Here is a 12,232-nt window from a genome sequence, read left to right on the forward strand (position 1 = left end):
TCCCCGCAGGGGCCGCCCCTGGCGACCCGGTCGACGCGACGGATCCCGAGTCGGCCGGTTCCGTACGGCCGCTTCCGCGCGCCGCGGGGCGGCGTACGCGTCGAGGGCGGCGGTCACGGGGACCCGGCCCTGTACGCCGCGGGCCCGGCCCCCGCGTGCGGGGACCGGGCCCGCGGGCGGGCGCCCGCTACTTGATGCGGGTCCCCGCCGACCGCAGCGACTCGCACGCCTGCGTCACGCGCGCGGCCATGCCGGCCTCGGCGACCTTGCCCCAGGTGCGGGGGTCGTACGTCTTCTTCGAGCCGACCTCGCCGTCGACCTTCAGCACGCCGTCGTAGTTCTTGAACATGTGGTCGGCGACGGGGCGGGTGAAGGCGTACTGCGTGTCCGTGTCGAGGTTCATCTTCACGACGCCGTTCTGCAGCGCGGTGGCGATCTCCTCCTCGGAGGAGCCGGAGCCGCCGTGGAAGACGAAGTCGAAGGGCTGGCTGCCCGCCGGCTTCCCGTACTTCTCCGCGACGCCCTCCTGGAGCTGCTTCAGCAGCTCGGGGCGCAGCACCACATTGCCCGGCTTGTACACACCGTGGACGTTGCCGAACGACGCGGCCAGCAGGTAGCGGCCCTTCTCGCCGAGGCCGAGCGCCTCCGCGGTGCGCAGCGCGTCGTCGACGGTCGTGTACAGCTTGTCGTTGATCTCGTGGCTGACGCCGTCCTCCTCGCCGCCGGTCGGGGTGATCTCGACCTCCAGGACGATCCTGGCGGCGGCGGCCTTGGCGAGCAGCTCCTCGCCGATGGCGAGGTTGTCGGCGAGCGTCTCCGCCGAGCCGTCCCACATGTGGGACTGGAACAGCGGGTTGCGGCCGGCCTTCACGCGCTCGGCGGAGACGTCGAGCAGCGGGCGGACATAGCCGTCCAGCTTGTCCTTGGGGCAGTGGTCGGTGTGCAGCGCCACCGTGATGCCGTACTTCTCGGCGACGACGTGCGCGAACTCGGCCAGCGCCACCGCGCCCGTGACCATGTCCTTCTTGTACTGGCCGCCCAGGAACTCGGCGCCGCCCGTCGACATCTGGATGATGCCGTCGCTCTCCGCCTCGGCGAAACCGCGCAGCGCGGCGTGCAGGGTCTGGGACGACGTCACATTGATGGCCGGATAGGCGAACTTGCCTGCCTTCGCCCGGTCGAGCATCTCGGCGTAGATCTCGGGGGTTGCGATGGGCATGGTGCCGCTCCTATGTGATGTGCGGTTGAGGTACGTGCGTGTCCCTGACCTGGGGGCGACGTCATCGTCACCCCGTATCTTTCCAGACTCAGACGAGACCGAGGTCGGCGGCGGTGCAGGCGGCCACGTACGGCAGGCCGGCGTCCGCGACCGCGCCCGCCGCGCCCCGGTCCACGATCACCGCGACGGCGACGACCTCGCCGCCCGCGGCGCGCACCGCCTCCACCGCGGTCAGCGGCGAGCCGCCGGTGGTGGAGGTGTCCTCGACCACGAGGCAGCGCCGCCCCCGCACGTCGGTCCCCTCGATCCGGCGCTTCATGCCGTGCTGCTTCTGCTCCTTGCGCACGACGTACGCGTCGAGGCGCCGCCCGCGCGCGGCGGCGGCGTGCAGCATCGACGTGGCGACGGGGTCGGCGCCCAGGGTGAGCCCGCCGACGCAGTCGTAGTCGAGCCCCGCCGTGGCGTCGAGCATCACCTGTCCGACGAGCGGCGCCGCGTGCCCGTCGAGGGTGACGCGCCGCATGTCGATGTACCAGTCGGCCTCGATGCCCGAGGAGAGCGTCACCTTGCCGTGCACCACGGCGAGGTCCTTGATCGACTGCAGCAGCTCGCCCTTGGCGTCGTTCGTAGAGGTCATGCCCCGAGCTTAGAGGCGCTCCCAGGACCAGGTTGCGGCGAGTTCCAGCGGCTCCAGCCTGGTGACGAGCTCGGGGTCCGTGTTGAGCCCGTCCGGCGGCCCCGACTGGGCCTCCACGCAGACGGCCTCGGCCTGCTCGTCGTAGACGACGACCCAGCGGGCCGGGCTCGACACGGTCAGCGCGAGCTGTCCGGGCCAGGTCAGGGTGGCCTCGACGCCGTCCGGCATGCCGAAGCAGTCGTCCCAGGGCCCGGGCAGCGGGTCGATGCGGCGGCCGGTCGGCAGGTGGTCGTCGCCGCGCTCCAGCTGGAAGGCGGGCGCGAACGCCAGGGCCGCGTCCTCGCCGCCGAGGTTCCTGTGGAACCACGGGTGCCAGCCGACCTGCGCGGGGAACGACTCCGCGCGGGTCTCCACGCCGAGCGTCAGCTCGAACGAGCCCTCCGTGAGCCGGAAGGTCTGCGTGACGAGCCCCGCGTACGGCCAGGGCTCGCCCAGCTCGTAGGTGAGCACCGCCGAGGTGGCGTCGGCGTGCCGCACCCGCCAGGCGGTGTCGCGGCCGGTGCCGTGGATGGCGTGCGGCGGGGAGTTCAGCGGCATCTGGTGCCGCGTCTCGCCGTTGCGGAAGCGGCCCTGCGCGATGCGGCCGCACCACGGGACCATCGGGAAGCACCCGTACCGCTGCCCCTGGCGCAGCAGCTCGGTGCCGCCGATGACGAGGCTGCTGACCCTGGCGCCGTTGTCGGCCGCGATCCCGACGCTGACGTCGCCCGCGGCAAGTTTCAGATCACTCACGCGAGCAGCGTAGTTCGCCCGTCAGCGCCGCCGGCGCAGCGCCCGGGTGACGACCACGGCGGAGGCGAGCGCGAGCGCGGCCGCGGGGGCGACCCAGCGCAGGGAGCCCACGGCGGTCGCGGCCTCCGGCAGCGGGATGGGCGCGTAGCGGCCGCGGGGCGGCGCGTGGTCGACCTCCTCTGCGCTGCGGCCGATCATGGTCCTGCGGGCGTGCGCGGCCTCGGCGGGCGGGCCTTCGTCGTCCTCGGCGGCGGTACCGTCCTCGCCCAGGGCTTCGGGGCCGGAGCCGCCCGCGTCGTAGGCGGCGTCGTCGAGGTCGTCGAAGCCCTCGGGGATGTGGAAGTCGCCGTCCCCCGCGACCGTGTCGCCCGCGAGCGGCACATCGGGCGACGACGGCGCCGACGAGCCGGGCGCCGAGGGGGACGTGCCCTTCGGCGGCAGCGGCCGCGCCGCCTCGTCCGCGCTGTCCGGGGCGCCGGGGGTGGCGTCCTTGCGCGGGCCGCTCTCGTCGGCGAGCCGGGCGGCGAACCGATCCAGCAGCCGCCGCGCGGCCTGCGTCGCCGTCTCGGGCGGCAGGTCGGCGAGCCGGCCCTCGGCGCGCGAGACGCCCGTGAAGCCCAGGTCGGTGCCGTTGGTGGCGGCGGGTCCCGCGCCGCCCGGCGGCGGCGCCGACACCGAGACCGCGGGCGCGAGCCGCACGTCGAGCGTGATGGAGACCGAGCCCGTGCCGCGCACCTCCTCGCCCTCCGCCCTGACCGTGAAGACGCCGTCGTCCTCCTCGGTCACGTCGAGCGCGCCCCGGTAGGTGATCGTGTGGCCGCCCGCCCTGACCTTCAGACGGCCGGTGATCGCCCCCTGCCCGTCCTCCGCGTCCTGCTGGAACGCGGGGACGCACCGGGCGACCCGCGCCGGGTCACGCAGCGTGCGCCGCAGTGCCTCCGCCGTAACCGGAACGAACACCTCGTGGTCCATGGGACCGAGCCTACTTAAGCACCGCCCCCACGGCGCTCACTCGCCGTATCTCGGGTGAACGAGAGTCGAGGGCGGCAGGTCGGCCGCCCACCGCGGCCTGGCACGCACCGCGGCCAGGGCGTCGGCGCGCAGGGCCGCGGGATCGAGCGACCGCAGCCTCGGCGCGTCGGCCGCGAGACGGGGCACCGGCGCGGCGCCGCCGCGCGCGGCCAGCAGGAACCCCCAGTCCTGCCGCGCGGCGCCCCCGCCGGCGCGCTTCGTCCTGTCGGGCCCGCCGGCGAAGCCGCCTGCGGGGCCCGGCACCCGGTAGGGCGCCGTACGGAACCCGGCGGCGCGCACCGTCGCGTCCACCGTCCAGAAGGCGCGCGGGTCGGCCCCCGGGGACCCGCCGTGCAGCGCGAGCCGCCCGCCGGGCGCGAGGGCGCGGGCCGCGAGGCCGTAGAACTCCTGCGAGTACAGCTTCGAGCTCGACGTGATGCCCGGGTTCGGCAGGTCGGAGACGATCACGTCGAACCGGCCGTCGCCGCCGGTGCGCACCGCGTGCCGCAGCCAGGTGAACGCGTCGCCGACCACCGCGTGCAGCCGCGGGTCGCGGTACGCGTGCGCGTTGAGCGCGCTGAGCGCAGGGTCCCTGCGGGCCAGGCGCTCGACCTCCCCGTCGATGTCCACCACCGTCACGGACGCGACGTCCCGGTACTTGAGCGCCTCGCGCGCCGCGAGCCCGTCCCCGCCGCCGAGGATCAGCACGCGGGCGTGCGGGCCCGCCATCGCCGGGTGGACGAGGCCCTCGTCGTAGCGGTACTCGTCCCGGCCGCTGACCCGGAGCCTGCCGTCCAGGTACAGGTCGAGCGGTCCGTGCGCGCCGCCGGTCAGCACGATCTCCTGGGCGCTCGTGTGCACGGCGACCCGCACCCCCGGCCCGTACACCGCCGAGCGCGCGGCACGCTCGAAGTCGCCGACCGTCGCCGCGGCCGCGGCGAGGACAGCGAGGACCGCGACGTTCGCCGTGAGCAGCAGCCAGCGCGCCCGGGGCGACAGGTCGCGGCCGAACAGCCACAGCACCAGCGCACCGCCCGCCACCACGTTCACCCCGCCGGTCACCATCGCCGCGGTCAGCTGCCCGAGCCACGGCAGCAGCAGGAAGGGGAAGGCGAGGCCGCCGACGAGGGCGCCCACGTAGTCCGCGGCGAACAGGTCGGCGACGGCGGCGCCCGCGTCCTGCCGCGACACCCGCTGGATCAGCGTCATCAGCAGCGGGATCTCCGCGCCCGTCAGCACCCCGATCGCCAGCGAGAAGGCGACGATCGCGCCGCGCGACTCGCCGAGCCACGCGAAGCTCGCGTACAGCGCGAGCGCCGACATTCCGCCGACCAGCGCGAGTGCCGACTCCACCAGGCCGAACCCGACGGCGGCCCGCGTCCGCATCCGCTTCGCGAGGAGCGAGCCGATGCCCATGGCGAACACCATCACCGAGAGCACCACGGACGCCTGGGTGACCGAGTCCCCGATGAGATACGAGCCGAGCGCGACCAGTTCGAGCTCGTACACCAGCCCGCAGGCCGCACAGACGAACACCACGACCAGCACCAGGAACCTGACCGCGTCGGCGCGCACCGGCAGCCGGGAACCGCGGCAGGGCGGGGTCGGCCCGGTCGGCGTCGGGCCGCGCTGCGCCGTGGCGTACTGGTCGATCATGCGGTCACGCTACGTCACAAACCACGTGCTCACCGTCACCCACAAGGGTGCATCTCCCGGCTTACACGTCCACGGTCGGGAAAATCCGTCTCACGCCACGGCGGCGGGCACCCGCACCCCGACCCGGGTGCGGGTCACGACGAGCTGCCCCTCCTGCGGGTACGCGTGCCAGGTGCGCCAGCGCACCGCGCCCTCGTCGCGGTGGGCGAGCAGCGCGGTGAACGCGTACGGCGAGCCGGGGAAGGTCCCCGCGAGCCCGTTCGGATGGTCGGCGACCAGCGCGAGCAACTCCTGCGCGCGCCCGGCGAACCGGCCCTGCGACAGGTGCTCGACGCGCGCGGCGAACTCGTACTCCCAGCTGCCGACGCGCTCGGAGACGCCGAGCGGCAGCGGGGTGGTGCGGCCGGGGAGGCACGCCACGGTCTCCGAGCACGCACCCCCGTCCTCTTCGAGGATCACCTGGTGGGAGGCGCCGAGCAGCCGCAGCTGGAGTCTCGCGCCCGCGAGGTCGAGGTCGAGCGTGGCGAGGGCCGGAAGCGGCCCGCGCCCCAGCGCCCAGGCCAGGTCGGCGGCGCGGGTGTCGGTGTAGGCGGTATGGAGGGTGGTGAGCATGGAACGGCTCCGCAGACACACGTGACGGATGGGCCGGGGGCAGCCCCGGGAGACCGGGGTCGTCCCCGGTCGAGGAAGAGGTTGAGGGACGGCGGCGAAGGGCCGCCTCCTCGTCTCCGCGGGAAGGTCCCGGGAGCCCGAGGGCTGTCGAAGACACGCTCAGCGAATCACGAAGTCCGCTGCACCCACAGCGGTTTTACCCAACTTGGCAGGGTTTCCATCCCCTCGGGGGCGGAGGTGTTCAGGTGTTCAGATCACACCACCGGTCCCCACCCGCACACCCGCACCCCGCCCGCCGACGCACCCGTGCCGAGGACCGGGACCGGCCGGAGTCCCGCGCCCGCGGCCGGAGCTGCGGCCGGGAGGGGCGCTGCGGGGCGCGGGTGGTGTGGTGTCAGTTGCCGCCGCAGGAACTGCCACCGCCGCCGCAGGAACTGCCGCCGCCGCAGGAGCTCCCGCCGCCGCACGAGTGGCCGCCGTGCCCGCCGCCACCGCACGAGTGGCCGCCGTGGTGGCCGCCGCCATGGTGGCCGCCGCCGCCGTGGTGGCCGCCGCCGCCGTGGTGGCCGCCGCCGTGCCGCGGGTCCGCCGCGGCGGCGCCGCCCCCGGCCCACCAGCTGCCCTCAGCGGCCGACCCGCCGGGCCGCCGCTTCCCCCGCCGCGCTCCCCGCCGCGCCCCGAAGGCCACGAGCAGCACCAGCACGACGATTACCGCGATGATCCACACAGCACATCACCAGCCTTCCCCCGTAGGTGTCCTGGTCTGTCGTCTCCCCAGCCGTGCGCGTCCCAAAGCCGTGTTGCGGAACTGTCGAGGAACACCCGGGATTCCCCGACATCCCCCACCGCCCCGCCCGCCCTCAGCCCGCGAGCCCGGCGAGGCGGGCCACCGCGTCCGCGAGGACCTCGGGGCGCTTGCAGAACGAGAAGCGGACCAGCCAGTCGGGGCCTGGCGCGGTCCTGAACGCGGCGGTGGGGATCGCGACGACGCCCACGCGCCCCGGCAGGTCGCGGCAGAAGGCGGTGCCGTCCTGGTAGCCGGCGGGGCGCACGTCGGCCTGGACGAAGTAGCCCGCGTCCGCGCGGAAGGGCCGCAGGCCCGCAGCGCGCAGGCCCTCCGTCAACACATCGCGGTTCGCGCGCAGTTCGGCGCGCAGACCGGCCGCCCACTCCGCCACCCCGTCGAGCGCGCGGGCCAGCGCCGCCTGGTAGGGCGTGCCCGAGGCGTACGTGAGGAACTGCTTGGCCGCGTTCACCGCGGCGACGAGAGGCGCGGGCCCGCACACCCAACCGACCTTCCAGCCGGTCGTGTTGAAGGTCTTTCCCGCGCTGGACACCACAAGGGTGCGCTCCCGCATGCCGGGCAGCGCGGCGACGGGCAGGTGCGGCTCGCCGGCGTAGACGAGGTGCTCGTACACCTCGTCGGTGACGACGGTCAGGCCGTGCTCCGCCGACACCTCGGCGACGGCGGCGAGTTCGGCGCGGGTGAAGACCTTGCCCGTCGGGTTGTGCGGGGAGTTGAGGAGCAGTACGCGGGTCCTGGGCGTCACGGCGGCGCGCAGCGCGTCCGCGTCCAGCGCGAAGCCGTCGCCGTCCGTGGCGAGGGGCACCCCGACGAGGGTGGCGCCCGCGAGGCGCGCGTCGGCGGCGTACGCGTCGTAGCAGGGGTCGAAGGCGACGACCTCGTCGCCCGGGTCGCACAGCGCGAGCAGCGCGGCGGCCAGCGCCTCGGTCGCGCCCGTGGTCACGAGGACCTCGGCCGCCGGGTCGTAGACGAGCCCGTACAGGCGCCGCTGGTGCGCGGCGACGGCCTCGCGCAGCGCCGGCAGGCCCGCGGCCGGCGGGTACTGGTTCTGCCCGGCGAGCACGGCGTCGGCGACGTCCCGCAGCAGCGCGGGCGGGCTCGCGAGCTCCGGCACGCCCTGGCCGAGGTTGACCGCGCCGGTGGCGCGCGCCAGCTCCGTCATCTCCGTGAAGACCGAGGTCGCCATCCCCCGCACCCGCGCCGCCGACCGCGGGGCCGTACCGCCCACCGTGTCCATCGAGACCTCTCCCGCTCCCTGCGGCGGGGCCCCTCCCCGCGCTCCCGGCCACCCTAGGACCTGTCGTCACGCGCCCCCACGGCCCCGGCACGCGGTCCGCGCGGGGAGACGGGAAAGCCGCCGGCCCCCTGCACCGTGCACCGGTGCAGGGGGCCGGCGGCTTCGCGCCGCGGCCGGGAGCCGCTACGCGTCCTCGGGCTTCTCGTCGCCGGGCTCCAGGCCCAGCTGCTCCACCAGCCACTTGTCGAACTCGATCGACGCGCGCACCCAGCTCACCGTCGACGAGACGAAGTGGTCGAGGCCCACTCCGGTGCCGATCAGCATCTGCGCCTCGCCGATGAGGCGGACGGTCGGCGGGCCGTCGTCCTCCTCGTGGACGTGGCTGTAGACCTTCGGCCACAGGGTGCGGCGGTTCCAGTCGTCGATCAGCTCAAGGATGCGCACCTTGTCGTCGACGCCGTGCGGCCGGTCGTAGAACGTGCGGACGGAGAAGACCTGCTGCTCCTCGTCGCCGCGGAACATGAAGTACGTGCGGAATTCCTCCCACGGCGCGGCGAGGTCGCCCTCGTCGTCGACGACGTACTTCAGCTCCATCTGGTCGAGGAGCTGCTTGACCAGGTCCTGGTCGGGGACGACGACGGGAGCCGCCGCTCCAGAAGCCGGCTCCGGCTCGGGGCGCCCCCCGAAGTTGGGAATCGCGGACGGATCGATGGTCACCGTGTTTATCCCTTCGTACGGTTCCCGCCATCCTCCCTCATCACGGCGGGGCGATGGCAAGCCGGGCAGGCGGCCCGCGCCGCCCGGGGACACCGCGGTCCCCGGCCCTCTCGCCTGCCCGGCACACGCCCGCCTACACGGCCGCGGCCCCGGCGCCCGCTGCCGGCGGGCGCGGCGGGCACGGCGGCGGCCCGCCGCCCGGGAGAGCCGGGTGGCGGGCCGCCTGTGCGCGGGCGCCGCGGGGGTCAGAGCGTCTTCGCGGTGCGCTCCCCCGCCGCGGCCCCCTCGTCTCCCCCGGACCCGGCGCCCCCGGCGCCGGACGCGCCGTCCGTGCCGTCCGTGCCGTCCGCCCGGCCGACGATCAGGTCGTCGCCGAAGCGGTCCACCCGTACGGTGTCCCCGTCCACGACCTCGCCGGAGAGGATCTCCTTCGCGAGCCGGTCGCCGATCGCGGTCTGCACCAGCCTGCGCAGCGGACGCGCCCCGTACGCCGGGTCGTTGCCCTCGTCCGCCAGCCACTCCAGGGCCGCGGGCGTGACGTCCAGCGTGAGCCGCCGCTCGGCGAGCCGCCTGCCGAGCCTGTCCACCTGGAGCCGGGCGATGCGCGCCAGCTCGTCGCGGGTCAGCGCGGAGAAGACCACCATGTCGTCAAGCCGGTTGAGGAACTCCGGCTTGAAGGAGGACCGCACGACCGCGAGCACCTGCTCGCGCCGCTCCTCCTCCGACGTGCCGGTCTCCACCAGGTACTGGCTGCCGAGGTTCGACGTGAGCACCAGGATCGTGTTGCGGAAGTCCACCGTGCGGCCCTGGCCGTCGGTGAGCCGCCCGTCGTCCAGCACCTGGAGCAGGACGTCGAACACCTCGGGGTGCGCCTTCTCCACCTCGTCCAGCAGGACCACCGCGTACGGGCGCCGCCGCACGGCCTCCGTGAGCTGGCCGCCCTCCTCGTAGCCGACATAGCCGGGGGGCGCGCCGACGAGGCGGGCGACGGAGTGCTTCTCGCCGTACTCGCTCATGTCGATGCGGACCATGGCGCGCTCGTCGTCGAAGAGGAAGTCGGCGAGCGCCCGCGCCAGTTCGGTCTTGCCGACGCCGGTCGGGCCGAGGAAGAGGAAGGAGCCGGTCGGCCGGTCAGGGTCCGCGATCCCCGCGCGGGTGCGCCGCACGGCGTCGGAGACGGCCCGTACGGCCTCGCCCTGCCCGATCAGCCGCTTGCCGAGCTCGTCCTCCATGCGCAGCAGCTTCTGCGTCTCGCCCTCCAGCAGGCGGCCTGCGGGGATGCCGGTCCAGGAGGCGACCACGTCGGCGATGTCGTCGGGGCCCACCTCGTCCTTGACCATGGTGTCGCGGCGCTCGTCGGCCTCCTGCTCCTCCTCGGCCGACGCCTCGGCGAGCTCACGCTCGACCGCGGGGATCTCCCCGTACAGCAGCTTGGAGGCGGTGTCGAAGTCGCCGTCGCGCTGGGCGCGCTCGGCCTGGCCGTGCAGCTCGTCGATGCGCTCCTTGAGCTCACCGACGCGGTTGAGGCCCTTCTTCTCCTTCTCCCACCGCGCGGTCAGGGCGCGCAGCTCCTCCTTGCGGTTCTCCAGGTCGCGGCGGAGCTTGTCGAGGCGCTGCACCGAGCCGGGGTCCGACTCGTTCTTCAGCGCAAGCTCCTCCATGGAGAGCCGGTCCACGACGCGCTGGAGCTCGTCGATCTCGACGGGCGAGGAGTCGATCTCCATGCGCAGCCTCGACGCGGCCTCGTCGACCAGGTCGATGGCCTTGTCGGGCAGGAAGCGCGAGGTGATGTAGCGGTCGGACAGGGTCGCGGCGGCCACCAGCGCGGCGTCCGCGATCTGCACCTTGTGGTGCGCCTCGTAGCGCCCCTTGAGCCCGCGCAGGATGGCGATGCTGTCCTCGACGGACGGCTCGGCGACCAGCACCTGCTGGAAGCGGCGTTCGAGCGCGGCGTCCTTCTCGATGTGCTCGCGGTACTCGTCGAGGGTGGTGGCGCCGACCATCCGCAGCTCGCCGCGGGCCAGCATCGGCTTGAGCATGTTGCCCGCGTCCATGGCGGAGTCGCCGCCCGCGCCCGCGCCGACGACGGTGTGCAGCTCGTCGATGAAGGTGATGATCTGGCCGTCGCTCTCCTTGATCTCGGACAGGACGGTCTTCAGGCGCTCCTCGAACTCGCCGCGGTACTTCGCGCCCGCGACCATCGCGCCGAGGTCGAGCGAGATCAGCCGCTTGTTCTTCAGCGACTCGGGCACGTCGCCCTTGTCGATGCGCTGGGCGAGGCCCTCCACGACGGCGGTCTTGCCGACGCCGGGCTCGCCGATGAGCACCGGGTTGTTCTTGGTGCGGCGCGAGAGCACCTGCACGACGCGCCGGATCTCGTGGTCCCGCCCGATGACCGGGTCGAGCCTGCCCTCGCGCGCGGCGGCGGTGAAGTCCGTGCCGAACTTCTCCAGCGCCTTGTAGTTCCCCTCCGGGTCGGGTGTGGTCACCCGGCGTCCTCCCCTGGCCTTCTCGAATGCGTCGGCGAGCCGCTTCGCGGTGGCCCCCTGCCCCGCGAGCACCTCGCCCGCCTGGCCGCCCTTGGCCGCGATGCCGATGAGCAGGTGCTCGGTCGACACGTACTCGTCACCGAGCTCGCGGGCGCGCCGCGTGGCGTCGGCGATGACGGCGAGCAGGTCGCGGTTGGCCTGCGGCGGCGCGACGGTGGACCCGGCGACGCTCGGCAGTCCCGCGAGCAGCTGCTCGGCCCCCGACCGCACGCCCGCCATGTCGGCCTCGACGGCCGACAGCAGATCGGTGACGTTCTCGTTGTCCTGCCCTGCGAGCAGCGCGAGCAGGAGATGCGCGGGGGTCAGATCCGGGTTCCCCGCCTCCACGGCGCGATCGCTCGCTGCACTGATCGCTTCCCGGCTCCTGTTGGTCAGCTCGGCGTCCACGTGCGTCCTCTCCTCCTGTCCCTCTCCATCCTGACTCCAACAACGTGCACAAAGTTGAGTCTATTCCACTCAACTCGAAAACGGGAGCCGGGCGGGGCACGGATCCGGCCGTACCCTCGTGCCATGACCATCGACGTACGCGACCCGGACCCGGAGTTCCTGGCGTTCTGGCGCGAGTACCACCTCTGCACGCTCGCCACGCGGCGCCCCGACGGCTCGCCGCACCTGGTGCCCGTGGGCGTCACGTACGACCCCGGCGCCGGGGTGGCGCGGGTGATCACCAACAAACACAGCAGGAAGGTGGCGAACGTCCTGGCGGCGGCCGAGGACGGCCGGGGCGCGCGGGTCGCGGTGTGCCAGGTGATGAAGGGGCGCTGGGCGACGCTGGAGGGGCGGGCCAGGATCCGCACCGAGCCCGAGGTGGTCGCCGACGCGGTCGCGCGGTACGCAGAGCGCTACGGCCGCACGCCCGCGCCCAACCCCGACCGGGTGGTCATCGAGATCGCCCTCGACCGGGCGATGGGGCGCGGCTGACGCGAGCGCGGCCCTGCTGCTGACCAGTCGCTCCAGGCGCCGCCGCCCGTGGCGGTGTAGGTGCGCTTCCAGAGCG

Annotated in this window: 11 protein-coding genes; 1 reads left to right on the plus strand and 10 read right to left on the minus strand. The window is 74.1% G+C overall.

Annotated elements, in window-relative coordinates; all coding sequences use genetic code 11:
* Positions 1-187: 187 nt before the first annotated feature.
* The 10 genes from fbaA to clpB all read right to left on the minus strand — a co-directional run bounded on the left by fbaA (position 188) and on the right by clpB (position 11,622).
* Positions 188-1,219, minus strand: a complete 1,032-nt coding sequence (fbaA, locus tag AB0910_RS23240; protein WP_366746542.1) for a class II fructose-bisphosphate aldolase — start codon at positions 1,217-1,219, stop codon at positions 188-190.
* An 88-nt stretch (positions 1,220-1,307) separates the two neighbouring features.
* Positions 1,308-1,856: an orotate phosphoribosyltransferase gene (pyrE, locus tag AB0910_RS23245; protein ID WP_366746543.1), complete on the minus strand. Its 549-nt coding sequence runs from the start codon at positions 1,854-1,856 to the stop codon at positions 1,308-1,310.
* Between the two features lie 9 nt (positions 1,857-1,865).
* A complete protein-coding gene (locus AB0910_RS23250; protein ID WP_366746544.1) occupies positions 1,866-2,648 on the minus strand; it encodes an aldose 1-epimerase in 783 nt (260 codons plus the stop codon).
* Between the two features lie 21 nt (positions 2,649-2,669).
* Positions 2,670-3,620, minus strand: a complete 951-nt coding sequence (locus AB0910_RS23255; protein WP_366746545.1) for a carbon monoxide dehydrogenase — start codon at positions 3,618-3,620, stop codon at positions 2,670-2,672.
* Between the two features lie 36 nt (positions 3,621-3,656).
* On the minus strand, positions 3,657-5,315 hold the full coding sequence (locus tag AB0910_RS23260) for a polyamine aminopropyltransferase (protein ID WP_366746546.1): 1,659 nt from the start codon (positions 5,313-5,315) through the stop codon (positions 3,657-3,659).
* 90 nt (positions 5,316-5,405) lie between these two features.
* Positions 5,406-5,927, minus strand: a complete 522-nt coding sequence (locus AB0910_RS23265; protein WP_366746547.1) for a DUF2617 family protein — start codon at positions 5,925-5,927, stop codon at positions 5,406-5,408.
* Positions 5,928-6,321: 394 nt separating this feature from the next.
* Positions 6,322-6,654: a hypothetical protein gene (locus AB0910_RS23270; RefSeq protein WP_366746548.1), complete on the minus strand. Its 333-nt coding sequence runs from the start codon at positions 6,652-6,654 to the stop codon at positions 6,322-6,324.
* A gap of 133 nt (positions 6,655-6,787) precedes the next feature.
* Entirely contained in the window at positions 6,788-7,969 is a 1,182-nt protein-coding gene (locus tag AB0910_RS23275) for an aminotransferase class I/II-fold pyridoxal phosphate-dependent enzyme (RefSeq protein WP_366746549.1), read from the minus strand.
* A 183-nt stretch (positions 7,970-8,152) separates the two neighbouring features.
* Positions 8,153-8,686: a YbjN domain-containing protein gene (locus AB0910_RS23280; protein ID WP_366746550.1), complete on the minus strand. Its 534-nt coding sequence runs from the start codon at positions 8,684-8,686 to the stop codon at positions 8,153-8,155.
* Positions 8,687-8,931: 245 nt separating this feature from the next.
* Positions 8,932-11,622 carry an ATP-dependent chaperone ClpB gene (gene clpB, locus AB0910_RS23285; RefSeq protein WP_366746551.1) on the minus strand — a complete coding sequence of 897 codons (2,691 nt, stop codon included), beginning with the start codon at positions 11,620-11,622 and terminating at the stop codon, positions 8,932-8,934.
* 123 nt (positions 11,623-11,745) lie between these two features.
* Between clpB and AB0910_RS23290 the strand changes: the two genes are divergently transcribed.
* Positions 11,746-12,156 carry a TIGR03618 family F420-dependent PPOX class oxidoreductase gene (locus AB0910_RS23290; protein ID WP_366746552.1) on the plus strand — a complete coding sequence of 137 codons (411 nt, stop codon included), beginning with the start codon at positions 11,746-11,748 and terminating at the stop codon, positions 12,154-12,156.
* Positions 12,157-12,232 lie beyond the last annotated feature (76 nt).

Origin of the sequence: Streptomyces sp. NPDC047002 (genome assembly GCF_040704505.1) — a bacterium.
Classification (GTDB): domain Bacteria; phylum Actinomycetota; class Actinomycetes; order Streptomycetales; family Streptomycetaceae; genus Streptomyces.

Excerpts from the sequence above, each read along its gene's own strand:
- AB0910_RS23275 (WP_366746549.1), bottom strand. The coding sequence starts at position 7,969 with ATGGACACGGTGGGCGGTACGGCCCCGCGGTCGGCGGCGCGGGTGCGG.
- AB0910_RS23255 (WP_366746545.1), bottom strand. The coding sequence starts at position 3,620 with ATGGACCACGAGGTGTTCGTTCCGGTTACGGCGGAGGCACTGCGGCGC.
- fbaA (WP_366746542.1), bottom strand. The coding sequence starts at position 1,219 with ATGCCCATCGCAACCCCCGAGATCTACGCCGAGATGCTCGACCGGGCG.
- AB0910_RS23260 (WP_366746546.1), bottom strand. The coding sequence starts at position 5,315 with ATGATCGACCAGTACGCCACGGCGCAGCGCGGCCCGACGCCGACCGGG.
- pyrE (WP_366746543.1), bottom strand. The coding sequence starts at position 1,856 with ATGACCTCTACGAACGACGCCAAGGGCGAGCTGCTGCAGTCGATCAAG.
- AB0910_RS23265 (WP_366746547.1), bottom strand. The coding sequence starts at position 5,927 with ATGCTCACCACCCTCCATACCGCCTACACCGACACCCGCGCCGCCGAC.
- AB0910_RS23290 (WP_366746552.1), top strand. The coding sequence starts at position 11,746 with ATGACCATCGACGTACGCGACCCGGACCCGGAGTTCCTGGCGTTCTGG.